The sequence below is a fragment of the Gordonia westfalica genome (assembly GCF_900105725.1).
In the GTDB taxonomy this organism is placed as follows: Bacteria; Actinomycetota; Actinomycetes; order Mycobacteriales; family Mycobacteriaceae; genus Gordonia; species Gordonia westfalica.
In genome coordinates this window covers 924,798-949,811 of record NZ_FNLM01000034.1, presented here as the reverse complement: position 1 = coordinate 949,811, position 25,014 = coordinate 924,798, and the positions used below count along the sequence as shown (strand labels likewise).

Genomic DNA, 25,014 nt, shown 5'->3' with positions numbered 1-25,014 from the left:
GGAGATTCCGATCGAACAGGGGATGTGAGCACGTGCTCAACGAGGACGCGGGGATCGCGACGGCCGCCGGCTACGTGGTGAAGGTCCCGGTGCGATGGTCGGACATGGACGTGTACCAGCACATCAACCACGCCAGGATGGTCACGCTCCTCGAGGAGGCGCGCATCCCGTGGCTGTTCCTCGACGGCCGGCCCACCGCGCCGCTGCGCGACGGCTGCCTCGTGGCCGACCTGCACGTGAAGTACCAGGCGCAGCTGCGGCACTCGGAGGGGCCGATCGAGGTCACCATGTACGTCGAGCGACTGCGTGCCGTCGACTTCACCGTCGGCTACGAGGTCCGTGCGGCCGGTGCCGATCCCGCATCGAAACCGGCCGTCGTCGCCAGCACCCAACTCGTCGCCTTCGACGTCGCGGGACAGCGCATCGCCCGCCTCAGCCCGGAGCAGAAGGACTACCTGAACTCCTTCCGCCGCTCCGACGACACGTCCGCGAACCCACGCTGATGGAACGGTTCATCCAGATCGCGGAGTCGGATCGGTCCAACGCGTCGGCGTTCCTCGCGCATGCCGGCCGACTCGACGACGCCGCCGTGGTCCGTGTCGTCGCACGCTCCGACGGCCTCATCGCGCTCTGGACGCACACCGGCTTCGAGGTGCTCGCGACCCGTGCGGTCTCGGGACGGGTGGCGCCGGCCGACCTGGTCTGCGACGCCGCGTCGCTGCACTCGGCGCTCGCCGCCGCCCCCGCAGGCGCGCAGATCGATCCCGGGTTCTCCCTCGACTCCGCTTGGCGTGGAGCGCTTCCCGCGACGGTCGGCTACCGGCACGTCGACGACGTGCCCGCGCGCAGCGTGGTCGGCCTGGCTCGTGACGGTGCCCGCGTGGCGCGCGACGAGGGGAGTGCCCATGGACCCGCCACGGGGTTGCTCGACCAGGACGTGCTGGAGGTCTCGACCGAGGACGGCGCGCTGCGTGCGGCGATCACCATGCGGTCGCTCTTCGCCCTGACCGGGATGGGGTTCATCCGCGACCGCGACGGGCGTGCGGTCACCGAGACCTCACCCGTCGACGACATCGACGTCGCCGAGCCGGTCCGAATCCGCTTGTCGGCGGCCTGGATCCGGATTGACGCCCGGTACGGCTCGGTGTACCAGCGTCGTCATCGGGACCTGTCGGTGACGGTCCTCTAGGCCGGTTCGCTAGACCAGCCAGGCGGCGGCGTCGGGCGCCAGCATGCCGTCGACCAGCGGCGAACTGATCAGCAGCAGCTCGCCCGGCGGTAGCGGAACCGGGACGTCGCCCGCATTCAGGGCGCAGATCAGGAACCCCTCGGACCGCCGGAATGCCAGGCATCCCTCCGGCGATTCGTACCAGTCGATCGAGTCGCCGGCGAATTCCGGCCGGTTGTAACGCAATTCGATGGCCGCCCGGTACAGCGACAGCATCGAGCCCACGTCCTCGAGTTGCGCCTCCGCGGTCAGCGATCGCCACGACTCCGGCATCGGCAGCCAGGTGTCGGCCGATGTGCTGAAGCCGAACGGGGCTCGGTGCCCTGCCACGGCAACGGGACCCGGCATCCGTCGCGGCCGCGTTCGGTGTGACCCGACCTCTCCCACACCGGATCCTGGAGGACTTCCTCGGGCAGATCGTCGACGTTGGGCAGCCCGAGTTCGGAACCGTTGTAGAGGAATATCGATCCGGGCAGGGCCATCTCGACGACGAGCATCGCCCGCGCACGACGCGTCCCGCGTGCGAGATCGGGTTCGCCGGTCTCCGGGTCGACGGGGCGTAGCGCGTGACCTCTCGTTCGACGTCGTGGTTGGACAAGGTCCACGTGGGCGTCCCCGACACCGACAGCACCGCGTCGAGGGAGTTCTCGATGGCCTCCCGGATCGCCTCGGGCTCGAAGGGGCCTTGGCGAGACGGAAGTTGAAACCGAGGTGCAGTTCGTCGGGGCGTAGGTACTCGGCGAACCGTTCGTTGTCGTTCACCCAGATCTCGCCGACGTTCGCCGCACCGGGGTATTCGTCGAGGACCTTGCGGATCTTGCGGTGGATGTCGTGCACCGCATAGTTGTTGAACCGCGGATCGTCGTCGTCGTTGCTGAGCAGCGCGGTGTTGGTCAGATCCATGTCCGGCAGATCCGCGGGCTTGGCCATCCCGTGCGCGACGTCGATCCGGAAACCGTCGACCCCGCGATCCAGCCAGAACCGCAGCGTCTTCTCGAGATCGTCGAAGACCTCGGGGTTCTCCCAGTTCAGGTCGGGCTGTTCGGCGGCGAAGATGTGCAGGTACCACTGACCGGGACTGCCGTCGGCCTCGGTGACACGGGTCCACGACGGACCGCCGAAGATGCTGTGCCAGTTGTTCGGTGGCTCGTCGCCGTTCTCTCCGCGACCGTCACGGAAGATGTAGCGGTCGCGTTCCGGACTGCCCGGACCGGCGGCCAGCGCGGCCTGGAACCACTCGTGCCGATCGCTCGTGTGGTTGGGGACGAGGTCCATGGTGACGCGGATCTCGCGCTCGTGGGCCTCGGCGATGAGGGCGTCGAAGGTCGCCAGATCGCCGAACAGCGGATCGATGTCGCGCGGATCGGACACGTCGTATCCGTGATCGGCCATCGGCGAGGTCATGATGGGGCTCAACCAGATCGCGTCGATGCCGAGCAGTTCGAGATACCCCAGTTTGCCGATGACGCCGGCGAGGTCGCCGACGCCGTCACCGTTCGCGTCGCAGAACGACCGCGGATAGATCTGGTAGAAGACCGCGGACTTCCACCAGGTGGTGTCGGTCGGATCCAGCTGCGGTACAACGACGGTCACCGGTTCCTCCGGTGCGTCCACGATTTCCGCGGACTCGGCGTCCGGATCGAGTTCGGCGGCGGCCTCGGCTTCGATGGCCTCGTCGTCGAGGGCCTCGGGATCGGTTGTCGCGGGATCGATCACCTCGGGATCGCCGACGGCCGGCGCATCGTCGGAGTGTGCACCGTCGGCCTGACCCCCGTCAGATGGCTCGGCGGGGACAACATCTGGTGTCTCGTCGCTCACCGTGGTCATTCTGCCTTACCTGTGTTTTAGGCGAGAAATCCAGGTCAATCGGCGTGTCGATGGTGCGGGTGGCGAAAGGCGAAAGGTTTAGCCCGCTATCAGACCGGCGAGTTCATCATCGACTGGGCGGCCATCTCCATGTAGTCGACGAGCGCCTGCCGATGCGGCGGGTCGAGGGTCTCGTCGTCGATGGCGGCGATCGCGGTGTGCATGCAGCGCAGCCAGGCGTCGCGCTCGATCGGGCCGACCCGATAGGGGTTGTGGCGCATGCGCAGCCTCGGATGGCCGCGCTCGTCGGAGTAGGTCCGCGGGCCACCCCAGTACTGCTCGAGGAACATCCGGAGGCGTCGTTCGGCCGGCCCGAGATCCTCTTCCGGGTACAGCGGGCGCAGCACCTCGTCCTTGGCCACTTCGGTGTAGAAGACCTCGGTGAGCCGATGGAACGTCTCGGCGCCACCGATCTCCTCGTAGAAGCTCCGCGGGGCCGGGGTGGGGGAGTTGCCGGATTCGCCAGTCACAGCCGCCATTGTCCTCATGACCGCGCGGTGTCTCAATGTGACGTGCCGTCGGTCTCGACGTGACGTGCCGCCTGCCGGGGCCCGGGCAACCGACTTGCGGAGGAGTTTTCCTCCCGCGACGTCGGCGTCCGTGGTGAACTGTGCAGGTCAACCTGTTCACGCAGGCCTGGCGGGAGGTCGAATGACGCACCGGTCACATCACCAGAAGACCGAGGTCACGAGGCTGCACGGCGGTGCGGCCTCGCAGACGGTCGGGTCACGATCGTGGACGCGCCGCCGGGTGCTGCTGCTCAACGCGACCTACGAGCCGCTGAGCGCGGTCACCATCCGCCGCGCCGTCGTCCTGATCCTGCGTGGACGCGCCGACATGGTCCACGCCGACGAGTCCGGGGGAGCGTTCCACTCGGCGGCGACCGCGGTGCCGGTGCCGACGGTGATCCGGCTGCGGAGCTACGTCCGCGTCCCGTACCGCGCGGTGGTGCCGATGACCCGTTCCGCACTGATGCACCGTGACCGGTTCCGCTGCGGGTACTGCGGGAAAGCCGCCACCACCATCGACCACGTCGTGCCGCGCAGTCGGGGTGGCGCACACACGTGGGAGAACTGCGTCGCCTGCTGCGCGTCGTGCAATCACCGCAAGGCCGACCGTCTGCTCAGCGAGTTGGGATGGTCGTTGCGGACCCGGCCGATCGCCCCGAAGGGCCGGCACTGGGGCCTCATCGCCGCGGTCAAGGACATCGATCCGGCGTGGATGCAGTACATCGACGCGGGGGCCGCGTGAGGTGCCGGAGATGCCACTCGAGATGACCTCCGGAATGCGCCCCCACGGGTGTCTACGACGCGCTGTAGGGGTCGATGCACCGGGCGGTGTGATGTGGGCTAGATTGATCACCGATGACCTGTGCCGACAACCGGCCGGGTCCGGCGCGACCATCGAAAGGGTGACATGGACAGCCTGATCGTCCCCATCGGAGTGCCAGTCACGATCGTGACGGTGCTCTTCGTCGTGCTCTGCGTTGTCGCGATGGTGTTCTCCGGCGGGGTCAAGTACCCGAAGGTCAAGGAGTACACCCTCGATCAGCAATGGGAGCATGCACCGCTTCTCTTCAGTGCCACCGACATCGAACCGATGGCACTTCCGCGGCACGCGGAACCCGGCGACGTTGATGGGAGCTCGGCAAGTGGCAAGTGGTGAGGTTTCGCACGCGAACGTGAGTGCAGAGGTTGCGGCCCGCTCGGCCGCCGAACTGCCGATGGGCGCCGTGATCACCAACAGCGGACGCATCTCGGCGGCCCGCTACCCGGGTGACGCGCCGTCGACGCCGCCCTTCAGCCAGAAGGACCTGATCGCACTCGACGACACCCTCAAGGCGGCCAGCGAGAAGGCTCTCGTGCGCTTCTCGGTCTACGTCGGTGACCTCGACGGCGACCTCGACGCCAGCGCGCGCGCCATCCTGGCGAAGGCGCCCGAGCCGGCCCACGGCACGCTCATCGCGGTGTCGCCGAACACCCGTGACGTCGTCATCGTCTCCGGTAGCGAGGTGTCGAGCCGCGTCAACGATCGCGTGGCCGCCCTCGGTGTCACCGCAGCCGTCACCGGCTTCCGTCAGGGCAACCTGATCGACGGTCTGATCGCATCGCTGCGCGTGATGGCCACCGCCGCCGCAGCCGGCTGATCGCCGATACGAGAACCGCAAAGAGGCCGCCCCACCTTCCGGTGGGGCGGCCTCTTTCTCGATTTCCGGGTGCTGATGCAGATCAGCGGTACATGCGGACCAGCGGACAGGTGAACGGGTCGCGATCCCCGAGACCGACCTGGTTGAGGTACCGGATGACGATGCCGTAGGACGCGACCAGCGAGGTCTCGGTGTACTGCACGCCGTGACGCTCGCAGTGGGCACGGACGAGCGGCCGCACCTTGATCAGGTTGGGTCGCGGCATGCTGGGGAACAGATGATGTTCGATCTGGTAGTTGAGCCCTGCCACCAGGTTGTCGCCGAGCGCGATCACCGCTGTCCAGCAGCCGATGAAGGCGAGGACGGTCAGCGCCATGCGGGTGACGTAGAACCCGCGGCGGCGGTCGAGCAGCCCGGAGGCGCGGACCTCCACCGCCAGCTCGGTGTAGGAACTCACGAATTTCGTGGCGCGGGCCGGAACCGACTCGCCGAGAGCTCAGGACCTGGTGGCAGACCCCTCGAGCACCTTCTCGTGAGCGCCTGCCCCGACCGACTCGAGCTCGTCGTCGACCATGTTCGACTCGTCGAACGGGACGCGTCCGGCGAGCACTTCGTCGACCTGGTGCTTGTCCACGGTCTTTGTCCACGACCCGACCAGGAGAGTCGCCACCGCGTTGCCGGAGAAGTTGGTGACCGCACGCGCCTCGGACATGAACCGGTCGATGCCGACGATCACGCCGACGCCTTCGAGCATCTCCGGGCGGTGCGCCTGGAGTCCGGCGGCGAGGGTCGCCAGACCCGCACCGCTGACGCCCGCGGCACCCTTGGACGCGATGATCATGAATGCGAGGAGACCGATCTGCTCACCGACCGACAGCGGGTCGCCCATCGCGTCGGCGATGAAGATCGACGCCATCGTCAGGTAGATCGCGGTGCCGTCCAGGTTGAAGGAGTAGCCGGTGGGCACCACGACACCGACGGTGGTCTTCTCCACACCGAGGTGCTCCATCTTCGCGATCAGTCGCGGCAGCGCCGACTCCGACGACGATGTCGCGAAGATCAGCAGGTACTCGCGGGCGAGGTAGCGGACCAGGCGGAAGATCGAGACGCCGGCGATGGTCCGGAGGAGCACGCCCAGCACGCCGAAGACGAAGACCAGACAGGTGAGGTAGAAGGCGAGCATCAGGGTCAGCAACTGCTGCACGGCCGCCCACCCGGTCTGGCCGACGACGTTCGCGATGGCGCCGAAGGCGCCGATCGGCGCCACCCACAGCACCATCGTCAGGACCTTGAAGACCAGCTTCTGGAAGTAGGAGACCGCGGTCAGGATCGGTTCGCCGGTGCGTCCCATCGCCTGGATGGCGAAACCGACGAGGAGCGCGACAAACAGTGCCTGCAGGACGCTGCCGTCGGTCAGGGCCGAGAGCATGGACTCCGGGATGATGCCCTGGATGAAGTCCATGGTGCCGCCCGCCTCGTGGGCTTCCTTGGCGAGTTCCTCACCCTTGTCCGACAGCGACGAGATGTTCAGGCCCTCACCGGGCTGGATCAGATTGCCGACGACCAGGCCGATGGCGAGCGCGACCGTCGACATGATGAGGAAGTAGACGAACGCCAGGCCGCCGACCTTGCCCACCGTGGCCGCCTTGCGGACCGATCCGATGCCCAACACGATCGTGCAGAAGATGACCGGCGCGATCATCATCTTGATCAGGCTGACGAACATCGTCCCCAGTACGCCGAGCTCCTTGCCGAACTCTGGAGCGACGAGACCGACGACGACGCCGGCGACCACCGCGATGATGACCGCGATGTAGAGCCAGTGCGTGCGGTCCCGTTTGGCCCGCGGCGCCCCGGTCGAGTCGGTCGAGCCGGGCGTCGGGTCGGCTCCATCGCCGGCCGTCTCGTCACCGGCCTTCCGATCTGTGTTCATCGTCAGTTCTCTCCTCGTATACCCGGGACATCGGTGATTAGGATTGTGAATCGGTGCGGTGACCACGGTCACGGTTCTGTTCATTACGTTCACCGACTCCGGGGAACACCCGGAAACGGGGCTTCGGCGAAACACCGGCCCCGAAACACGAATCGAGGCCGAGAGCATGCGGTGGTATCCGCGGACGCTTGCCGGCCAGGTGGCGACACTCGCGCTTGTCGTGGTGGCGGTGGTGGTCGTGGCGGGCAGCGTCCTCGCGGCGATCGACGCGCGTGTCGACGGGGACCGGGCCGCACGCGACGAGGTCACCGCGGTGGCCGTCAGCCTCGCGGACTCGCCGTCCACCGTGGAAGCGCTCACCTCTCCGGACCCGAGTGCCACCCTGCAACCGGTGACCGACCGCATCCGTCGGGACACCGGCGTCGCCTTCATCACGGTTCTCGCTCCGGATCGCACGCGATACACCCACACCGATCCCGCGCTGATCGGCGCCCCCTACATCGGCAGCATCGACGCAGCCCTACGCGGGGAGACGATGACCGAGACCTACACCGGGACCCTCGGCCGGTCCATCCGCACGATCGCGCCGGTCCGGGGTCCCGACGGCCGGGTCATCGGCATGGTCGCGGCGGGGATCACCCAGCGTTCGCTCACGTCGACGTGGCGCGGGGAGCTGCCGCTGATCGCGGTCACCGCGCTTGCCGCCCTGATGACCGCGGCGGCCGGCGTCTGGTGGATTCGCCGGCGCCTGCTGCGGCAGACCGGAGGCCTGGCGCCGGATGACCTACGGCTCATGTACGACCATCACGATGCGGTACTGCGCGCGGTCCGCGAGGGGCTGGTCGTCGTCGAGGACGGGCGGCCGGCTCTGGTGAATGCCGAGGCGCAGCGCCTGCTCGGCATCGGAACCGACACGCCCGCCGACGATCTCCCGGATTTCCTGACCCGTGAGGACGATGCGGTCGTCGACGAGCTCTATGCGGAGGGCGGCCGGGTCCTGCTGGTCAGCCGGTTGCCGGTGTCCGGACGGCGCCGCTCCTCGGTCGTCACGATCCGCGACCGGACCGAATTGGCCGCGGCCATGGGCGAATTGGATTCGATGACCCGATTCGCCGAGGCGCTCCGCTCCCAGGCGCACGAGTCCGCGAACCGGCTCCACACGCTCGTCGCGCTGGTCGAGATGGGGAGGCCCGAGGAGGCGGTCCGGCTGGCGACCACCGAACTCGAACTGTCGCAACACCTCATCGACCGGATGACCCAGGCCGTGGCCGAACCCGCCTTGGTGGCACTGCTCCTCGGCAAGAGCGCGCAGGCGGCCGAACGGGGAATCGCGTTCTCGCTCACCGAGGATTCACAGGTGAGTGACGAGGCCACCCAGATCCTGTCACCGGCCGAGATGATCACCGTCGTGGGCAATCTCGTCGACAACGCCCTCGACGCGTGCGATCCGGACGACCCGTGGGTCGAGGTCGGCGTCGTCGGGGACCACGCCGCGCTCGACATCGTCGTCGCCGACAGCGGTCCCGGCATGGATGCGGACCTGTTCAGCAGGGCGACGGCTCGGGGGTACTCCACCAAGACCGGCGGTGACGAGGCCGGCCGGGGGTTGGGCCTCGCCCTCGTCGCCCAGGTGGTGGAGCGGCATCACGGGACGTTGACCGCGGAGAACACCTACGGTTCGGTCGTTTCGGTGCGGATACGCGCGGTGCCGGCAGTGGTGGGGGTGACGCGGTGATCCGTGTGCTGATCGTGGAGGACGAGTCGGTCATCGCCGAGGCGCACCGCGACTATCTCGGCCGGATCGGCGGATTCGAGGTCGTGGGGGCGGTGACCACCGCCCAGGAGGCGTTGCGCACCGCGCGCACACAGAACGTCGATCTGGTGCTCCTCGACCTCGGTCTGCCCGACGCCCGGGGTACCGACCTCGCCTCCGCGCTGTCCGGGGTGCGGCCGGCCCCCGACGTCATCGCGATCACCGCCCAGCGCGACCTGCAGACGGTGCGCGATGCGATGTCGCGCGGGGTGCTGCTCTACCTGCTCAAACCGTTCACGTTCGCGGCCTTCCGGGAGAAGATCGAACAGTACCTGCGGTACCGGGAGGCGTTGGCGGGTGATGCGGATGCGGTCAGCCAGCGCGACGTCGACCGGGCGCTGGCCGAGCTGCGCTCCGGCGACTCCCGGCGGTCGGCGAAGAAGGGTTCCGCGCCGCACACCGAGGACGCGGTCTGCCGGGCGGTCCGCGACAGCGCCGACGGACTCACCGCGTCGGAGGTGGCCCGCGCACTCGGGTCGTCGCGGGTCACCGCGTGGCGTTACCTGGAGCGGCTCGCCGACGACGGTGTCCTCGATCGCGACACCCAGTACGGTTCGGCCGGCCGGCCGCAGGTGCGGTACCGGTGGCGCCGGCGCTGACCGCCGCCGACACCACCGATACCGCGAATCCTCAGCCCTGCGCGTCGAACTCGCGTGCACGCAGCGAACGCGCCACCCCGTCGCGGCCTTCGGAGATCAGCCGCTTGAGGGCCGGCGGATGGTCACCGGCCAGGAACTCCTCGGCGAGGTCGAGGGCCCGCTGCGTCATCGCACCGCTCGGGTACAGGCCGATGACGACGGTCTGGGCGACCTCACTCGAGCGTCGGGCCCACACCTTCGGCACCGCGTCGAAGTACTTCTCGACGTACGGTTCGAGCAACTCGCCCTGTCCGGGACGTGCGAAGCCCTCGATCATGGTGCGGGTGTAGATGTTCGACAACGAGTCGTCGTCGATCGCCTGCGACCACGCGTCGGCCTTGGCCTCGGGGAGCGGTCGCGACGCGCGTGCGGCGGCGGCCTGGCGGGTGCCGGTGGCGGTGTTGTCGCGCTGCGCCTCGGCGTCGATGATCGGCGTCGAACCCGCATCCGGATCGATCGCGCCGGCGGTCGCCAACGCGCGCACCAGCTTCCAGCGGAGATCGGTGTCCACGGCCAGTCCGTCGAGACCCTGCTCGGCCGGGTCGGCCCCGTCGAGGAGGGCGCGCGCCACATCGGTCTGGTCGTCGTTGAGCTTGCCGGCCAGCCAGGTGTTGACGAAGGCGAGCTGGTGGTCGGAGCCGGCGTCGGCGCCCCGGGCCAGTTCCAGCAGTCGGGCGCTGAACGCGGGCCGGCCGGTCGTGGCCGCCCAGTCGGGATCGGCGTACGACTCGACGGCGGTGGTCGCCTGCATCAGAACACGCTGCACCACACCGATCTCGGTCTCCGACGCGATCCCGCGCTGCACGAGTTCGACGAAGTCGCGGGCGCGCATCTCGGCCTGGCGGGTCATCTCCCAGGCCGCCGACCACACCAGGGTGCGGGGCATCGAGTCGGTGATGTCGCCGATGCGGGCGGTCGCGGTGGCCAGCGACTCGGGGTCGAGCCGGATCGAGGCGTACGTGAGGTCACCGTCGTTGAGCAGCACCAGATCTCCGCGGTTCACGCCGACCAGGCCGGGCACGTCGGTGCGTTCGCCCTCGACGTCGAGTTCGACGCTGTGGGTCTGTTCGATCGCACCCGAGCCGTTGTCGGCGTAGACACCGACGCGGAGCCGGTGCACGCGGGTCTCGCCCGCGCCCGGAGCAGCACCGTCCTGCACGATGGTGAACCGGGTGAACGCACCGGAGGAGTCGACCTCGAAATCGGGACGCATCACGTTGATGCCCGTGGTGCGCAGCCACTGGTCGCCCCAGTCCGACAGATCGCGTCCCGACGACTTCTCCAGTGCGCCCAGCAGATCCGTGAACGTGGCGTTGCCGAACTTGTGGGCGGCGAAGTAGTCGCGCAGACCGGCGAGGAAGTCGTCGACACCGACGTAGGCGACGAGCTGCTTGAGTACCGAGGCGCCCTTGGCGTAGGTGATGCCGTCGAAGTTGACCTCGACGGCGGCGATGTCGGGGATGTCGGCGGCGACCGGGTGGGTCGAGGGCAGCTGATCCTGCCGGTACGCCCACGACTTCTCGACGTTGGCGAAGGTCGTCCAGGCGTTGGTGTACTCGGTGGCCTCCGACTGGCAGAGCACCGAGGCGAAGGTGGCGAAGGACTCGTTGAGCCACAGGTCATCCCACCACTGCATGGTGACCAGGTCGCCGAACCACATGTGCGCCATCTCGTGCAGCACGGTCTCGGCGCGTCGTTCGTAGAGGTACTTGGTGACGCGCGACCGGAAGACGTAGTCCTCCAGGAAGGTCACCGCGCCGGCATTCTCCATCGCGCCGGCGTTGAACTCGGGCACGAAGAGCTGGTCGTACTTGCCGAAGGCGTAAGGGATGCCGAAGTTCTTGTGGTAAAAGGCGAATCCCTGCTTGGTCTCGGTGAAGAGCCGGTCGGCGTCCATGTGCTCGGCGAGCGAGGCGCGGCAGTAGATGCCCAGCGGGATGTCGCCGTGGTCGTCGGAGTAGACGTCGGTCCACTCCGCGTACGGCCCGGCGATGAGCGCGACGAGGTAGGTGCTCATCGGGGCGGTCTCGCGGAAGCGGTGGATGCCCGGTTCGGCGGCGACGGTGTCGACATGCGCGGCGTTGGAGATGACCTTCCAGTCGTCCGGGGCCGTCACGGTGAGCGTGTAGGTGGACTTCAGGTCGGGCTGGTCGAAGCAGGCGAACATGCGCTTGGCGTCGGCGGTCTCGAACTGCGAGTACAGGTACACCGAGTCGTCGGACTGGTCGACGAAGCGGTGCAGGCCCTCACCGGTGTTGGAGTAGGCGCAATCGGCGACGACGGTGAGAGTGTTCTCCGCGGCCAGGCCGGGCAGGGCGATGCCGACGGATTCGTCGAAGCCGGAGACGTCGAGTTCGACGCCGTTGAGCGTCGCCGAATGCAGCGTCGGGGCGACGAGATCGATGAAGGTCTCGGCACCCTCGGTCGCGGTGAACGTGACCGTCGTGGTGGAACGGAACGTCTCGGTGCCGGGCGCACCTTTCCCGTCGGTGAGGTCGAGTTCGATCTGGTAGTTCGACACGTCGACGATCGCGGCGCGTTCGCGGGCCTGGTCTCTGGTGAGGTTCGGAGCAGTCACAACGGCCAGCTTATCGAGACCGGCGGTACTCAGCTGTTCGACAGCAGACCGGCGGGCAGCAGGATCCGGTTCGCGAGTGTCGTGAGGTCCTCGGTGATCCCGGGACGCTCACGCAACTCGGGGGACTGGACGATGTCACCTGCCACTCCGAGGAACGCCCGGGTGAGTGCTGCGGCGTCGGCGTCGGTCAGCTCGGCCGCCCGGGCGCGGATCGCGGTTACCCATTCGGCGATGTACTCGCGCTGCGCCGACCTCGAGGTCTCCTGGTCGGCATCCGGGAGATAGACGATGTCGCGGGTGAAGACGGGGATGATCCGTCCGTGGACGCCGAGCGACTGCTCGACGTGGATCGAGATCAGCACGTCGAGGGCATGGCGGGGGTCGACATCGCGGAGCGCATGCGTCGTCAGATAGAGCATGCCCTCGAGTCCGCGGATCAGGATCGCGCGCAGGACCTCGGTCTTGCCGGGGATCTGCTGGTAGAAGGTGGCGACGGAGATGTCAGCCGCCCGCGCGATGTCGTCGATGCGGACGTCGTGGAAACCGCGCTCGGCGAACAGGTCCGTCGCCGCATCGAGGATGCGCTCGTGCCGGCCGGCCGGGCGTCGCCCGGACGGCGCCGGTGCAGTGACGCCGGTGCCGACCGGGGGCGGCGTGCAGTCGACGATCGAACGGGCGATGGCCCGCTGGATCTGCATCACGCGTACGGGCGCCATCGACCCGCGGATGACGGAGGTGTTGGAGTACAGGCTCAGGACCGTGAATCCGAGGAGACGTGCGTCGTCGGTCGACAGATCGGGCCGTGCGGCAGCGACCTTGTCGGCGATGTAGTCGCTGAACCTCGTGAAATAGCCGCGCATCTGCTCGAGCTGCGTGGGGCGCAGGTGTCGCTGCTCACGGCGCCACAGGATGGACACGTCGTGGTTGGCGGTCAGGTCGCCGAGGCGATCGAGGAAACGCCACAGCTGGGCCTCCGGCGTCTCGCTGTACTCGTCGGCCTCGCGGACGAGTTCGTCCAACAGGTCGACCTGGGTGAGGAGTGCCTGCACCAGGATCTCGTGTTTGCCGGGGAAGTGGCGGTAAACCGCGGGCCCGGTCAGACCCACCGCGGCTCCGATCTGTTCGATGCTGACGTTGCGGTACCCGGCTTCCTGGAAGAGTGTCGTCGCCGCCCGGATGATCTGCTCGGCCCGAGGGCCGCGGGGGGTGGAACGACCGGCCGTCGACCCGGAAACCGATTCCGGATCCAACGGCGGTGACGACATGAAACCCCGACCTCTCTGTGAACCGCAGCAAATCTCTACTCAACGAACCGTAACCGGAATGGCCGCGGATTTCCCCACACACATCACAAACGGGGAACAGCCGCGTGGGCTCAGCTGTTGAGCCCGGTTGACGGTGCCGCCGGTACGGTTAGATCGAGTCACATTTCTGAGAGGACGTCGACGATGTCAGAGCAGGCCCAGTCCACCACCGATCGTGTCGATTTCTGGTTCGACCCGCTCTGCCCGTGGTGCTGGATCACCTCCCGGTGGATCCTCGAGGCCGAGAAGGTCCGGCCGATCGACGTGAACTTCCACATCATGAGTCTGGCGGTTCTCAACGAGGGCAAGGACGTCCCCGACGAGTACCGCGAGGCACTGAAGAACGCATGGCGCCCGGTGCGTGTCATCGCGGCGGCCGCGGCACAGAAGGGTGACGAGGTCCTCGCGCCGCTCTACGCGGCGATGGGCATCCGCATCCACAACGAGGGGATCAAGGACTTCGACGAGGTCATCGCGGGCGCGCTCGCCGAACTCGGACTCGACGCGTCGCTGGCGCAGGCCGCCGACTCGGAGGAGTTCGACGAGGCCATCCGCACGAGCCATCACGAGGGCATGGACAAGGTCGGCGACGACGTCGGCACCCCGACGATCCACGTGAACGGCACCGCCTTCTTCGGCCCGGTGCTGTCCCGAATCCCGCGCGGCGAGGACGCCGGCAAGGTCTGGGACGGCGCGCTCGCACTCGCGTCCTATCCGCACTTCTACGAGCTCAAGCGCAGCCGTACCGAGGACCCGCAGTTCGACTGAGCCACACGAGAAATCGGTCTCACGAACCCCCGCTCAGAACCTGGGCGGGGGTTCGATGCCGTTCGGGAGGGACCCGGCCGGAACCGAGGCCGGGTGGGGCGGCGGCGGAACGGCCACGACGTTGCCGCTGCCGATGCCCCGCACGATCCGGCGCGGCCGCAGCAGCATCGCGCCCGCTCGGGAGCGGTCGCGGAGTGCGGCTGCGCGCCAGGTCAGCACCGGATGGGTCGAGATCGCGTTGACCAGATGTACGAAGAACCCGCGCTCGTGGGTGGCGCGGTCGGCGAACTGGTCGAAGTCCACCGCGGACAACATGTACTTGCCCGCGGCGAGCACCCCGATGGCCCCGGGCGCACCCGCCGGCTTCGCGTAGTAGCCGTAGTTGTCGGCGCTGAACTCCTGCGCCCGCGACAGCGCGCTGCCGAGGAGGGGGATGCTGTTCCCGAAGACCGTCGCCAGCTGCCGCCAGTACGACGTGTGGCCGGCCGCGATGTGACCGACCTCGTGACCGATGATGAACTCCAGTGCCTCCGGGCTGCGGGCGGCGCCGCCGACCTCGAACAGGTCGGAGTACACCACGACGAAGCGCCGGAACCCGTGGCCGGAGGCGAACGCGTTGATCTGTCCGTTGCCGAGCACGACGTAGGCGTCGGGCACGTACTCCAGACCGAAGCGGGCGGCCGCCTCGACGACCATCCGGTATCCCTCGGGGAACTGGGTCGGCGTCATCTGCACACCGTTGACCCGTGGGGTCGCATACGTCAGACCACGAATCACGAAGAGAACCAACGGAAACGCCAGCGCGGCCAGTAGCAGCTGGTCGAGCATGCCGAAGGCGACCAGCACGATGATCGCGGCGTAGCCCACGACCGTCGTCAGGATGACGACGATCAGGACCGGGATCTCCCACGGATGCAGCTGCGGCCGTGCGGCGAACCGGGCCGCGCGTAGCCAGCGTCGTGACGGATCGGGGAGGGCCTCCGGGAGCGGATCGGCGACCCCGGGCACGTTCGGGATCGGGCTCGGCAACGCTCGGGGGATGGGCGCAGGCGTGTCCACGTCACCAATCTATAGTGGCGCCATGCGTGTCTACCTCGGTGCCGACCATGCCGGATTCGAACTCAAGAACCAGATCGCCGACCATCTGAAGGCGAACGGCCACGAGGTGGTGGACTGCGGCGCCCACGCCTACGACGCCCTCGACGACTACCCGGCCTTCTGCATCGACGCCGCGGCGCGGACCGTCGCCGACCCCGGCAGCCTGGGCATCGTGCTCGGCGGCAGCGGCAACGGCGAGCAGATCGCCGCCAACAAGGTGCCCGGCGCCCGTTGCGCCCTGGCCTGGAGCGTCGAGACCGCGCAGCTCGCGCGCCAGCACAACAACGCCCAGCTGATCGGCATCGGCGGGCGCATGCACTCGACCGAGGAAGCCCTCGCCATCGTCGACGCCTTCCTGGCCACCGCCTGGTCGGAGGAGCCCCGCCACCAGCGCCGCATCGACATCCTCGCCGAGTACGAGCGCACCGGCGCGGCACCCGAGGTCCCGCAGCCCCCGGCCTGACCGGTGCCCGAAGGTCACACGCTGCACCGGCTCGCCCGTCGGCAGCAGCGACTCTTCGGCGGCCGCCGCGTCCGGGTGAGCAGCCCCCAGGGGCGGTTCGTCGACGGCGCGGCCGCCGTCGACGGGATGACCTTCCACACCGCGGAGGCGTGGGGAAAGCACCTGCTCCATCGCTACCGCGACGGTCGTACGGAACGGATGGTGCACATCCACCTCGGGCTCTACGGCGCGTTCACCGAGCTGACGCAACCGCTGCCCGAACCGGTCGGTCAGGTCCGCCTGCGAATCGAATCCGAGGACGGCGGAACCGATCTGCGCGGACCGACGGCGTGTGAGATGTACCACCCCGCCGATCTCGAGTCGCTGGTCGCGCGTCTGGGGCCCGACCCCCTTCGTCGTGACGCGGACCCGGACCGTGCGTGGGCGGCCATCTCCCGGTCGTCACGCCCGATCGGTGCGTTGCTGATGGATCAGAAGGTCATCGCCGGCATCGGGAATGTGTATCGTGCCGAGGTCCTCTTCCGCGCCGGGATCGATCCCATGCGCCCCGGAAAGCGCCTTCTCCGAAGCGAATTCGACGAGATGTGGCTCGATCTGGTGGCGCTGATGAAGGTGGGCGTCCGACGGGGACGTATCCATGTGGTCCGCCCCGAGGACGATCACGGGGCGCCGGCGTATGCGGCGAACCGCCCGCGGACCTACGTCTATCGCCGGGCGGGGGAGCCGTGCCGCATCTGCGGTACGCCGGTCCTGCTCGCCGAACTCGAAGCGCGAAAGCTCTACTGGTGCCCCGTCTGCCAGACGTGACGAGGCCCTCAAAAGATGAAAGGTTAGGCGAACCTCAGTAACATCGCCGGGGTAGTTCGGGGTGCACGGCATCCAAAATCACCGACCCGGGGAGTATGTGTGTCGATCACCGAGGGCGCTCGTGTCCACGCGGGTCTGATCTCACGCGGCGAGGTGTCGCCGTTGAAGGACGTGCCGTTCCACGGCGCATCCGAGGCGCCGATCACCCGGCGCGTCCTCGCCGGTGGTGACCTGTTCCCCGAAGCCGAGAAGCGGGTCGTCGCGCATGAGATGCGCGCGGTGTCCGCGGCGACGCGGGACTACTGCGAACCGCACGTGCACGACTGTCCCGAGATCAACATCCTCCTCTCCCTCGACCACCTGGTCTACGAGATCACCCTCGGCGACGAGTCGTATGTGGTCGAGGCGCCCGCGAGTATCTACATCCCCGCCGGACTGCCCCACAGCGCGAACGTGATCGAGGGAAGCGGTTTCTTCATCGCGATCATCGAGACCGCGGAGTACGTCGCCAAACCGCCGCCCGGCGGGACGCTCTGACACGTCACGCCGGGAGACGTCGAACGGATCTCAGCGAACCCACAGTGTCGTCTGACGTCCGCTCACATGTGCGGTCGCCACGATGGACGAGGTGTACAGCGACCATCAGCTCTCCGAGGACGTCGTCGATGACAGCCACCCCGAGGGCGTCACGGTGCTCGTGGTCGGCGGGACCGGCGAGTCGCACCCCGGTGATCTCCGTACCGAGGTGACGGGTCTCCTGTCCGCGGTGACCGACGAGCTCGACGAACGATTCGACTGCCGCTGGGTCGCGTACCCGGCGAGCTACGGTCCCGCACCCCATCCCGGTGGTATGAGCTTCGCCGACAGTGTGACGATCGGCGCCCGACGACTGGCCGAGTCGCTCGAACGGACAACGGGGCCGGTTGCCCTGTTGGGCTATTCGCAGGGGGCCGTCGTGACCCGGGCGGCGCTCGCCGAACTGTGGGCATGCGGCCATCCCGTCGTCGCACGCGTTCTCGGCGTCGGGCTCGTCGCGGACCCGCACCAGCCGCCCGGTGCCGTACCCGGTTGTGACGGATGGGGTGTCGCCGGTCCCGGTGCGGAGCTGCCGCCGGGACTCCCGGTGATGTGGGTGGGCGCGCCCGACGACATGATCTGCAACGCTTGTGCCGACTCGCTCGTGCGCGACATCGCCGACCTGACGCGCGCGATGACCTTCGCCGGACCAGGCCGCTGGGGGCGCAGCGCATGGGAGGTAGTGCGTCGCAACGCCTTCCAGAACGCGCACCGCACCGCGGTCGGGCCGTCGCAGTGGCGGCGGGACATCTCCCGGCTGGCCTCGGCGTGGTGGGAGATCCGCTGCTATCTGCCGTCGATGATGCGCATCCTCGGCGTCGCGTTGCCGAATTCGCCGGGCGGACGCCACACCTCGTACCGGCACGAGCCGTACCGTCGTGGTTCCGTCACCGATCCGGTCTCCACCGGTTGTCAGGTCATCGCGGGCTGGCTGCAGGTCCAGGCGACCTTCGCCGAGGCTCTGGCCGCGTGAGGAGTCGCCGCTCGAGTCGCATCCGCATACGACGACGAGGGCCGGTCACCGTGTCGGTGACCGGCCCTCGTCGGGGTCGGATGGGCGTAGAGGTCAGTCGCCCTGGAACTGGCCGCCGATGGTGTTGCGCACCACGATCGGGGTTCCGCGCGGGACGTTGTCATAGACCCACTTACCGTACTCGGTGGTGACGTTGATGCAGCCGTGGCTCACGTTGCTGTTGCCCTGCTGCGCGACCGACCACGGTGCGGCGTGGATGAAGATGCCGTCCCACGACATGCGGGTCGCGTACTCGACGTAGGTGCGGTAGCCCTCGGCGGAGTCGACCGGGACGCCGTACGTGGACGAGTCCATGTACATGTCGCGGTACTTCTCCTTGGTGTGGTACACGCCGTTCGGGGTCGGGTGCTTGTCCGAACCCATCGAGATCGGCATCGTCTTGACGACCTCGCCGTTCTTCCACCAGGTGATGGTGTGGGTGTTGTCGTCGGCCAGGGCGATGTAGCCCGTCGAGGTCTTCACGTTCGGGATCGCCGGACCGGCCGGCTTCTCCGGGGTGGTGCTGCTCGACGGCGGCTCGGGAGCCTTCGGGGTGCTCGGCGCCGGCGGGGTGGGCAGACCGGGGATCACGGGGATCTCGACCGGGGGCAGCCCCGGGATCACGGTGACCGGTGCGGCGTTCGCGACGCCGGGAAGGGCGAGAGCCATGGCCAGGACGCCGACGACGATCCCGGTGAGGCGTCGAGTCGAGCGTCGACGAGACCGCGGGGTCGGCACTTTGTTGGTCTGCACTAGTCGTACCTTCGGTTCGATGAATATCTCGCGCATAAGATCTGAAAGCGCGAATCCATCGTTACACAACCGTTGTCTGGCGGCCAAGGAGTGCGGACCCCACACCCGCCCCGCGATCGCAAATGGCGGGTGCGAGCTGGCAAAAACCCGTGGTGAGCGCATCAGGCGGAAAGCCTGTGACTGTCGTCACAGCGAGATGGCAGACTCGGCCGATCATCCCGTTGGCGTACATCTCCGCCGCTGTCGCGACGGTGTCAACAGGATCGCTTGTCCCGGAGGGGCGTCGGTGGATCAGGCGGGTTGCGGATGCTCGGTGCGCAGATGGCGCACGGGCTCCGTGCAGGACTCGTCGCGGCAGACGAGCATGACGTCCACGCGCTGGAGGCCGGTCTCCGATTCGGTGATGTCCCTGCGTACGTATAGTGGTGCGCCGCAGGTCTGGCACTTGCGCTGGGTCTTGGTGTGTGAAGAGGACATGGGTCCACCCTACGCGAGATGTGTCGTGGGTCACAGCATGGTTTCGGCTTCGCGAAGGTTGCCTCGAATGTGCGGACGGGGAGGAACGTATATTTCGGTACCCGGGAAGGACAGGGCGCGTGCATGAGAGTGTGCGCAGGTCGGGAGACATTTCCGCGCGGAGGGGGGTGCTGACGATCTGCGAATGGAAGACCGAGAGCAATGAACCGACCCTTGACCACCTTGACGTTCGCCGTCGCCACCGCCACCGCAGGCCTCTTCGGTGGTGCGGCACTCGCGAGCGCCGACGAACCCTGCACGATGCCCATCGCCGACGGCCAGACCGCGCCGTGCCCGCCGCCCGTAATCTCGACGGGTCCGGGGGAGAACGGCCCGTTGAAGGAAACCCCGGAGACACCGCCGCTGCCGGATCTGCCCCCGTTCTATGACTATCCGTACGACTTCTACGAGTTCGGCGAGATTCCCTGGCTCGACCCCTTCGTTCCGTGATCGGTCGCCGCTGACCACTACGGGAAACGAAAAAAACGACCCTGGTCCGTACGTCTTGCGACGGGCCAGGGTCGGTTCGTGTCCTCGAAACCGAGGAGGGCGGTGGAGCGGGTGACGGGAATCGAACCCGCGTAGCTAGTTTGGAAGACTAGGGCTCTACCATTGAGCTACACCCGCGTGCTCGCGATCACCGGGAATCCGGTGCGCTGCGTGCGTTGAGTGACTGTACATGGCGGCTCGCCGGATTTCTAAATCGGGGGCGGGCCGCGGTGCGTCGGGCACCCGTTGGTCGAGTCGCTGCAGGCGCCACGTACTATCTTCTGTTGGCCCTGATGCGCGGTCGGCCGTGAGGCCTCCACCGCGTGCACGGACCGCGGGATGTGGCGCAGCTTGGTAGCGCATCCGCTTTGGGAGCGGAGGGTCGCAGGTTCAAATCCTGTCATCCCGACTTGTCGATGTGGCCGTGGGTCACGGGGGCACAACCCGCCGAAACGAACTTTCAACACCACCGCAGATATAAGGAGCAGTAGGCGTGAAGAGCACTGTCGAGCAACTCACCCCGACCCGGGTCAAGCTCAATGTCGAGGTCCCGTTCGAAGAGCTGTCGGCAGACTTCGACCGGGCATACCGGTCGCTGGCCCAGCAGATCCGGATCCCCGGCTTCCGTCCGGGCAAGGCGCCCGCCAAGCTGATCGAGGCCCGCGTCGGTCGTGACTCGGTCCTGGCTCAGGTCGTCAACGACGCCATCCCGGCCAAGTACTCGGAGGCCGTCGCCGAGACCGAGACCAAGGCCATCGGACAGCCGGAGATCGACCTGTCCGAGCTGAAGTACGGCGAGTCCGTGACCTTCACCGCCGAGGTCGATGTCCGCCCCGAGATCACCCTGCCCGACTACTCGACCCTCTCGGTCGAGGTCGACGCCATCGAGATCGACGACGCCGCTGTCGACGAGCAGCTCGAGGGCCTGCGCGCCCGCTTCGGCACCCTCAAGGGCGTCGATCGCGGGATCGAGAACGGCGACTTCGTGTCGATCGACCTCGAGGCCACCGTCGACGGCGAGGCCGTCGAAGAGGCCTCCACCGAGGGCCTGTCCCACGAGGTCGGTTCCGGCCAGCTCATCGACGGACTCGACGAGGCCCTCGTCGGCCTGAAGTCCGGCGAGAGCAAGGAGTTCACCACCAAGCTCGTCGCCGGCGACCACGCCGGTGAAGAGGCCCTGGTCAAGGTCACCGTGCAGTCGGTCAAGGAGCGCGAGCTGCCCGAGGTCGACGACGAGTTCGCCCAGATGGCCAGCGAGTTCGACACCGTCGAGGAGCTGCGCGCGAGCCTGGCCGAGCGCGTCGAGCAGTCGGCGAAGCTCGAGCAGGCCAACAAGATCCGCGACGCCGTGCTCGAGAAGCTGATCGAGACCGTCGAGGTCCCGCTGCCCGAGAAGGTCGTCGCCGACGAGATCGAGGGCCAGCAGCACCAGATCATCCACGCTCTCGGCCACGACGACGAGCAGGTCGCGAAGTTCCTCGAGGCGCAGGGCAAGACCCGCGAGGAGTGGGACGCCGAGGCCCGCGAGGAGGCCGAGAAGTCGGTCAAGCAGCAGCTGCTCCTCGACGCGATCGCCGAGCAGCAGGAGACCGAGGTCAGCCAGGACGAGCTGACCCAGCAGATCATCTTCACCGCGCAGCGCTACGGCATGCAGCCGCAGGAGTTCATCCAGCAGCTGACCCAGGCCAACCAGGTCGGCGCGGTCTACGCCGACGTCCGTCGCGGCAAGTCGCTGGCCGCCATCGTCGGCGAGTTCACCGTCACCGACTCCAAGGGCGCGACCGTCGACACCTCCGAGTTCTTCGGCAAGGACGAGGCCGCCGAATCGGACGAGGCCGCCGACGCCGACAACTGAGTCGACCGGGCACCTCGCCCGCACCGCACCACCGATCGCCGGTCCCCGTCAACGGGGGCCGGCGATCGCCGTCGGTGCGCAAGTGCCAGCTGTCCCGTCGGGGTATGTACCCGAGTGCATTCTCAGTCCACTGTGATGACCCGTTCTGCTCTCAGCGAATAGACGTGTCCTCGGAGTGCCGGTGGGTGCGGATTGGTTAGTGTCGGTGAGGACGTCATCAGAGAAGAGAACATGTGTGTTGCCGGAGACGGCGCGCACAGGTCATGACAACAAGGCAAAGGTAGGAACCCGTGAGTGAGCCGACCATCCACACACCCTCGATGAGTTCGGGTGTGGCTGGGTTGAACCTGACCGACTCGGTGTTCGAGCGTCTGCTGCGCGAACGCATCATCTTCCTGGGCACCCAGGTCGACGACGACATCGCCAACCGGCTGTGCGCACAGATCCTGCTGCTCGCCGCCGAGGACCCGACCAAGGACATCCACCTCTACATCAACTCGCCCGGTGGCTCGGTCACCGCGGGTATGGCCATCTTCGACACCATGCAGCTCGCCGAATGTGATGTCGCCACCTACGCGATGGGCATGGCGGCCTCGATGGGCCAGTTCCTCCTCGCCGCCGGCACCAAGGGCAAGCGTCACGCCCTGCCGCACGCGCGGATCATGATGCACCAGCCTTCGGCGGGTATCGGTGGTACCGCCGCCGACATCGCCATCCAGGCCGAGCAGTTCGCGCTCACCAAGAAGGAGATGAACCGGCTCAACGCCGAGTTCAGCGGTCAGCCGCTCGAGAAGATCGAGGCCGACGCCGACCGCGACAAGTGGTTCACCGCAGAAGAGGCCAAGGAGTACGGCTTCGTCGACAAGGTGATCTCGCGTCCGGGGCAGTGACCCGCACCCGACGACCCCGCCACCTTCGAGCCACACCTACTCATTGGAGCAACAGATGACCAACTCCCTTTCCCTGGACGGCATGCCCGCCGAGGTCGCCGCGGGTATCCCCGCGTCGGCGTTGGCGCTCAAGAGCATCGAGGCGCGCTACATCCTGCCGTCGTTCATCGAGCACACCCCGAACGGTCAGCGCCAGTACGATCCGTACGCCAAGCTGTTCGAGGAGCGCATCGTCTTCGTCGGCACGCCGATCGACCAGGTCGTGTCCAACGACGTGATGGCACAGCTGCTCGTCCTCGAATCGCAGGACCCCGATCGCGACATCACCATGTACATCAACTCGCCCGGCGGCAGCGTGCCCGACATGCTCGCCATCTACGACACGATGCAGTACGTCCACTGCGACATCGTGACCGTGTGCCTCGGTGAGGCGGCCTCGGCGGCGGCCATCCTGCTCGCCGGCGGAACCCCGGGCAAGCGTGCGGCACTGCCGAACGCGACCGTCCTGATCCACCAGCCGCGCACCGGCGGCGCGTACCAGGGTCAGGTCTCCGACCTCGAGATCCAGGCCGCCGAGATCGAGCGCATCCGTGATCGGCTCGACGAGATCCTGGCCGGCCACACCGGCCAGGACAAGGTGAAGATCCGCAAGGACACCGACCGCGACAACATCCTGACCGCCGCGGCGGCCAAGGAATACGGAATCATCGACGAGGTCTTCGAATACCGCAAGAAGTCGATGAAGAAGTCCTAGGGGACTTCTCGACCAGCACAGGAGTCGCGGGGATTTTCTGTCGCGACATTTGGCCTTATCGGTCGAAGTTCGAGCGGTGCGCGGGTACCGTCGGGTTACTGGGCATTCGGATGTCGATCAGATGACCCGTGCCCGGTTGCGTGCGACGCGACGGACCACACACGACAGTCCGGCAACGAGGAAGTAGGTACTACGCGAGATGGCACGAATCGGAGACGGCGGCGACCTGCTGAAGTGCTCTTTCTGCGGGAAGAGTCAGAAGCAGGTGAAGAAGCTCATCGCCGGTCCCGGCGTGTACATCTGCGATGAGTGCATCGACCTCTGCAACGAGATCATCGAGGAAGAGCTCGCCGAGAACGGCGACGTGAAGCTCGACGAACTCCCCAAGCCCGCGGAGATCCGGGACTTCCTCGAGAAGTACGTCATCGGTCAGGACACCGCAAAGCGCACGCTCGCGGTGGCCGTCTACAACCACTACAAGCGCATCCAGGCGGGGGAGAAGAAGGACTCCCGCACGGGTGAGACCGTCGAGCTGATGAAGTCGAACATCCTCATGCTCGGCCCGACCGGTTGTGGCAAGACGTACCTCGCGCAGACCCTGGCCAAGATGCTGAACGTGCCGTTCGCCATTGCCGACGCAACCGCTCTCACCGAGGCCGGCTACGTCGGTGAGGATGTCGAGAACATCCTGCTGAAGCTGATCCAGGCCGCCGACTACGACGTCAAGCGCGCCGAGACCGGAATCATCTACATCGACGAGGTCGACAAGATCGCCCGCAAGAGCGAGAACCCGTCGATCACCCGGGACGTGTCCGGTGAGGGGGTGCAGCAGGCACTGCTGAAGATCCTCGAGGGCACCCAGGCGTCGGTGCCGCCGCAGGGCGGTCGCAAGCATCCGCATCAGGAATTCATCCAGATCGACACCACCAACGTGCTGTTCATCGTCGCGGGTGCGTTCGCGGGTCTCGAGAAGATCGTGTCCGAGCGAATCGGCAAGCGGGGCTTGGGCTTCGGCAACGACGTGGCGAGCAAAGACGAGGTCGACACGAGCGATCAGTTCGCCGACGTCATGCCCGAGGACCTCATCAAGTTCGGTCTGATCCCCGAGTTCATCGGCCGCCTGCCGGTCGTCGCCTCGGTGACCAACCTGGACAAGGCCTCGCTGGTGAGCATCCTGTCGGAGCCGAAGAACGCGTTGGTGAAGCAGTACACCCGCCTGTTCGAGATGGACAACGTCGAGCTCGAGTTCACCCAGGACGCCCTCGAGGCGGTCGCCGATCAGGCGATCCATCGCGGCACCGGTGCTCGCGGTCTGCGCGCTATCATGGAAGAGGTCCTGCTGCCGGTGATGTACGACATCCCGAGCCGCGACGACGTCGAGAAGGTCGTCGTCACCGGGGAAACGGTGAGCGACAACGTGTTGCCGACCATCGTGCCGCGCAAGGCGTCCAGCAACGAGCGTCGCGACAAGACCGCCTGAGACCTCGATACGGCCGGCAACGACCGACCAGCGAAGAAATCCCCGCC

The 25,014-nt window shown here is 67.4% G+C and carries 24 protein-coding genes, 2 tRNA genes and 2 pseudogenes; 18 read left to right on the top strand and 10 right to left on the bottom strand.

Annotated features, from left to right (window positions below):
• Positions 1-32: 32 nt before the first annotated feature.
• Positions 33-503 carry an acyl-CoA thioesterase gene (locus tag BLU62_RS09705; RefSeq protein WP_074849295.1) on the top strand — a complete coding sequence of 157 codons (471 nt, stop codon included), beginning with the start codon at positions 33-35 and terminating at the stop codon, positions 501-503.
• Positions 503-1,189 carry a DUF8010 domain-containing protein gene (locus BLU62_RS09700; RefSeq protein WP_074849294.1) on the top strand — a complete coding sequence of 229 codons (687 nt, stop codon included), beginning with the start codon at positions 503-505 and terminating at the stop codon, positions 1,187-1,189. The genes BLU62_RS09705 and BLU62_RS09700 overlap by 1 nt, the downstream gene beginning before the upstream one ends.
• A 9-nt stretch (positions 1,190-1,198) precedes the next feature.
• Here the strand turns inward: BLU62_RS09700 and BLU62_RS09695 are convergent.
• Both BLU62_RS09695 and BLU62_RS09690 read right to left on the bottom strand, forming a co-directional pair.
• Positions 1,199-3,055 (bottom strand): annotated as a pseudogene (locus BLU62_RS09695) (glycoside hydrolase family 13 protein).
• 89 nt (positions 3,056-3,144) lie between these two features.
• On the bottom strand, positions 3,145-3,573 hold the full coding sequence (locus BLU62_RS09690; RefSeq protein WP_074849293.1) for a globin: 429 nt from the start codon (positions 3,571-3,573) through the stop codon (positions 3,145-3,147).
• A 172-nt stretch (positions 3,574-3,745) separates the two neighbouring features.
• Between BLU62_RS09690 and BLU62_RS09685 the strand changes: the two genes are divergently transcribed.
• From BLU62_RS09685 to BLU62_RS09675, 3 genes are all read left to right on the top strand, one after another.
• Positions 3,746-4,345: an HNH endonuclease gene (locus BLU62_RS09685; RefSeq protein WP_074849292.1), complete on the top strand. Its 600-nt coding sequence runs from the start codon at positions 3,746-3,748 to the stop codon at positions 4,343-4,345.
• Positions 4,346-4,510: 165 nt separating this feature from the next.
• Positions 4,511-4,759: an aa3-type cytochrome oxidase subunit CtaJ gene (gene ctaJ, locus BLU62_RS09680; protein WP_006437159.1), complete on the top strand. Its 249-nt coding sequence runs from the start codon at positions 4,511-4,513 to the stop codon at positions 4,757-4,759.
• The gene (locus BLU62_RS09675; RefSeq protein WP_167544018.1) at positions 4,746-5,240 is read left to right on the top strand and encodes a DUF5130 domain-containing protein; all 495 of its coding nucleotides are present in this window, start codon (positions 4,746-4,748) and stop codon (positions 5,238-5,240) included. Before ctaJ ends, BLU62_RS09675 begins: the two co-directional genes overlap by 14 nt.
• An 82-nt stretch (positions 5,241-5,322) precedes the next feature.
• Here BLU62_RS09675 and BLU62_RS34555 read toward each other — a convergent pair.
• Together BLU62_RS34555 and BLU62_RS09665 are read right to left on the bottom strand one after the other, a co-directional pair.
• Positions 5,323-5,559: pseudogene (locus tag BLU62_RS34555) on the bottom strand (fatty acid desaturase family protein); the annotation flags it as partial.
• 177 nt (positions 5,560-5,736) lie between these two features.
• Entirely contained in the window at positions 5,737-7,173 is a 1,437-nt protein-coding gene (locus tag BLU62_RS09665) for a cation:dicarboxylate symporter family transporter (protein WP_074849291.1), read from the bottom strand.
• Positions 7,174-7,339: 166 nt separating this feature from the next.
• On the opposite strand from BLU62_RS09665, the gene BLU62_RS09660 reads away from it, so the two are divergent.
• Both BLU62_RS09660 and BLU62_RS09655 read left to right on the top strand, forming a co-directional pair.
• Positions 7,340-8,908, top strand: coding sequence for a sensor histidine kinase (locus BLU62_RS09660; RefSeq protein WP_074852799.1), 1,569 nt, complete (start codon positions 7,340-7,342; stop codon positions 8,906-8,908).
• A complete protein-coding gene (locus BLU62_RS09655; protein WP_074849290.1) occupies positions 8,905-9,585 on the top strand; it encodes a response regulator in 681 nt (226 codons plus the stop codon). The genes BLU62_RS09660 and BLU62_RS09655 overlap by 4 nt, the downstream gene beginning before the upstream one ends.
• Positions 9,586-9,616: 31 nt before the next feature.
• Here BLU62_RS09655 and pepN read toward each other — a convergent pair whose 3' ends face one another.
• Both pepN and BLU62_RS09645 read right to left on the bottom strand, forming a co-directional pair.
• Positions 9,617-12,202, bottom strand: coding sequence for an aminopeptidase N (pepN, locus tag BLU62_RS09650; RefSeq protein WP_074849289.1), 2,586 nt, complete (start codon positions 12,200-12,202; stop codon positions 9,617-9,619).
• Positions 12,203-12,231: 29 nt separating this feature from the next.
• On the bottom strand, positions 12,232-13,467 hold the full coding sequence (locus BLU62_RS09645) for a TetR/AcrR family transcriptional regulator (protein WP_074849288.1): 1,236 nt from the start codon (positions 13,465-13,467) through the stop codon (positions 12,232-12,234).
• A 183-nt stretch (positions 13,468-13,650) separates the two neighbouring features.
• Here BLU62_RS09645 and BLU62_RS09640 point away from each other — a divergent pair, with 183 nt between their 5' ends.
• The gene (locus tag BLU62_RS09640) at positions 13,651-14,274 is read left to right on the top strand and encodes a mycothiol-dependent nitroreductase Rv2466c family protein (RefSeq protein ID WP_074849287.1); all 624 of its coding nucleotides are present in this window, start codon (positions 13,651-13,653) and stop codon (positions 14,272-14,274) included.
• Positions 14,275-14,307: 33 nt separating this feature from the next.
• Here the strand turns inward: BLU62_RS09640 and BLU62_RS09635 are convergent, their stop codons facing one another.
• On the bottom strand, positions 14,308-15,333 hold the full coding sequence (locus BLU62_RS09635; protein WP_074849286.1) for a M48 family metallopeptidase: 1,026 nt from the start codon (positions 15,331-15,333) through the stop codon (positions 14,308-14,310).
• A gap of 22 nt (positions 15,334-15,355) precedes the next feature.
• Between BLU62_RS09635 and BLU62_RS09630 the strand changes: the two genes are divergently transcribed.
• The 4 genes from BLU62_RS09630 to BLU62_RS09615 all read left to right on the top strand — a co-directional run bounded on the left by BLU62_RS09630 (position 15,356) and on the right by BLU62_RS09615 (position 18,191).
• Positions 15,356-15,835, top strand: a complete 480-nt coding sequence (locus BLU62_RS09630) for a ribose-5-phosphate isomerase (protein WP_074849285.1) — start codon at positions 15,356-15,358, stop codon at positions 15,833-15,835.
• 3 nt (positions 15,836-15,838) lie between these two features.
• Positions 15,839-16,642, top strand: coding sequence for an Fpg/Nei family DNA glycosylase (locus BLU62_RS09625; RefSeq protein ID WP_074849284.1), 804 nt, complete (start codon positions 15,839-15,841; stop codon positions 16,640-16,642).
• Between the two features lie 99 nt (positions 16,643-16,741).
• A complete protein-coding gene (locus BLU62_RS09620; RefSeq protein WP_074849283.1) occupies positions 16,742-17,179 on the top strand; it encodes a cupin domain-containing protein in 438 nt (145 codons plus the stop codon).
• A gap of 82 nt (positions 17,180-17,261) precedes the next feature.
• On the top strand, positions 17,262-18,191 hold the full coding sequence (locus tag BLU62_RS09615) for a PE-PPE domain-containing protein (protein WP_084811770.1): 930 nt from the start codon (positions 17,262-17,264) through the stop codon (positions 18,189-18,191).
• A 93-nt stretch (positions 18,192-18,284) separates the two neighbouring features.
• Here BLU62_RS09615 and BLU62_RS09610 read toward each other — a convergent pair whose 3' ends face one another.
• Together BLU62_RS09610 and BLU62_RS09605 are read right to left on the bottom strand one after the other, a co-directional pair.
• Positions 18,285-19,019, bottom strand: a complete 735-nt coding sequence (locus BLU62_RS09610; protein ID WP_074849282.1) for a L,D-transpeptidase — start codon at positions 19,017-19,019, stop codon at positions 18,285-18,287.
• Between the two features lie 255 nt (positions 19,020-19,274).
• Positions 19,275-19,460, bottom strand: coding sequence for a hypothetical protein (locus BLU62_RS09605; RefSeq protein WP_074849281.1), 186 nt, complete (start codon positions 19,458-19,460; stop codon positions 19,275-19,277).
• Positions 19,461-19,673: 213 nt separating this feature from the next.
• Between BLU62_RS09605 and BLU62_RS09600 the strand changes: the two genes are divergently transcribed.
• Positions 19,674-19,949: a hypothetical protein gene (locus BLU62_RS09600; RefSeq protein ID WP_244278105.1), complete on the top strand. Its 276-nt coding sequence runs from the start codon at positions 19,674-19,676 to the stop codon at positions 19,947-19,949.
• Positions 19,950-20,052: 103 nt separating this feature from the next.
• Here BLU62_RS09600 and BLU62_RS09595 read toward each other — a convergent pair.
• Positions 20,053-20,126, bottom strand: a tRNA-Gly gene (locus BLU62_RS09595).
• A gap of 197 nt (positions 20,127-20,323) precedes the next feature.
• On the opposite strand from BLU62_RS09595, the gene BLU62_RS09590 reads away from it, so the two are divergent.
• From BLU62_RS09590 to clpX, 5 genes are all read left to right on the top strand, one after another.
• Positions 20,324-20,397, top strand: a tRNA-Pro gene (locus BLU62_RS09590).
• An 84-nt stretch (positions 20,398-20,481) separates the two neighbouring features.
• A complete protein-coding gene (gene tig / locus BLU62_RS09585) occupies positions 20,482-21,843 on the top strand; it encodes a trigger factor (RefSeq protein ID WP_074849279.1) in 1,362 nt (453 codons plus the stop codon).
• Between the two features lie 290 nt (positions 21,844-22,133).
• The gene (locus tag BLU62_RS09580; protein WP_074849278.1) at positions 22,134-22,733 is read left to right on the top strand and encodes an ATP-dependent Clp protease proteolytic subunit; all 600 of its coding nucleotides are present in this window, start codon (positions 22,134-22,136) and stop codon (positions 22,731-22,733) included.
• A gap of 55 nt (positions 22,734-22,788) precedes the next feature.
• On the top strand, positions 22,789-23,487 hold the full coding sequence (locus BLU62_RS09575) for an ATP-dependent Clp protease proteolytic subunit (protein ID WP_074849277.1): 699 nt from the start codon (positions 22,789-22,791) through the stop codon (positions 23,485-23,487).
• Positions 23,488-23,686: 199 nt separating this feature from the next.
• Positions 23,687-24,967 (top strand): ATP-dependent Clp protease ATP-binding subunit ClpX, encoded by a 1,281-nt coding sequence (clpX, locus tag BLU62_RS09570; RefSeq protein WP_074849276.1) that lies wholly within the window; start codon positions 23,687-23,689, stop codon positions 24,965-24,967.
• The last annotated feature ends 47 nt before the right edge of the window (positions 24,968-25,014 follow it).

Bases quoted from the DNA above. Each gene is read 5' to 3' on its own strand.
- BLU62_RS09700 (WP_074849294.1), top strand. From the start codon at position 503: ATGGAACGGTTCATCCAGATCGCGGAGTCGGATCGGTCCAACGCGTCG.
- BLU62_RS09690 (WP_074849293.1), bottom strand. From the start codon at position 3,573: ATGGCGGCTGTGACTGGCGAATCCGGCAACTCCCCCACCCCGGCCCCG.
- BLU62_RS09685 (WP_074849292.1), top strand. From the start codon at position 3,746: ATGACGCACCGGTCACATCACCAGAAGACCGAGGTCACGAGGCTGCAC.
- ctaJ (WP_006437159.1), top strand. From the start codon at position 4,511: ATGGACAGCCTGATCGTCCCCATCGGAGTGCCAGTCACGATCGTGACG.
- BLU62_RS09665 (WP_074849291.1), bottom strand. From the start codon at position 7,173: ATGAACACAGATCGGAAGGCCGGTGACGAGACGGCCGGCGATGGAGCC.
- BLU62_RS09660 (WP_074852799.1), top strand. From the start codon at position 7,340: ATGCGGTGGTATCCGCGGACGCTTGCCGGCCAGGTGGCGACACTCGCG.
- BLU62_RS09645 (WP_074849288.1), bottom strand. From the start codon at position 13,467: ATGTCGTCACCGCCGTTGGATCCGGAATCGGTTTCCGGGTCGACGGCC.
- BLU62_RS09640 (WP_074849287.1), top strand. From the start codon at position 13,651: ATGTCAGAGCAGGCCCAGTCCACCACCGATCGTGTCGATTTCTGGTTC.
- BLU62_RS09630 (WP_074849285.1), top strand. From the start codon at position 15,356: ATGCGTGTCTACCTCGGTGCCGACCATGCCGGATTCGAACTCAAGAAC.
- BLU62_RS09615 (WP_084811770.1), top strand. From the start codon at position 17,262: ATGGACGAGGTGTACAGCGACCATCAGCTCTCCGAGGACGTCGTCGAT.
- BLU62_RS09610 (WP_074849282.1), bottom strand. From the start codon at position 19,019: ATGCGCGAGATATTCATCGAACCGAAGGTACGACTAGTGCAGACCAAC.
- BLU62_RS09605 (WP_074849281.1), bottom strand. From the start codon at position 19,460: ATGTCCTCTTCACACACCAAGACCCAGCGCAAGTGCCAGACCTGCGGC.
- BLU62_RS09575 (WP_074849277.1), top strand. From the start codon at position 22,789: ATGACCAACTCCCTTTCCCTGGACGGCATGCCCGCCGAGGTCGCCGCG.
- clpX (WP_074849276.1), top strand. From the start codon at position 23,687: ATGGCACGAATCGGAGACGGCGGCGACCTGCTGAAGTGCTCTTTCTGC.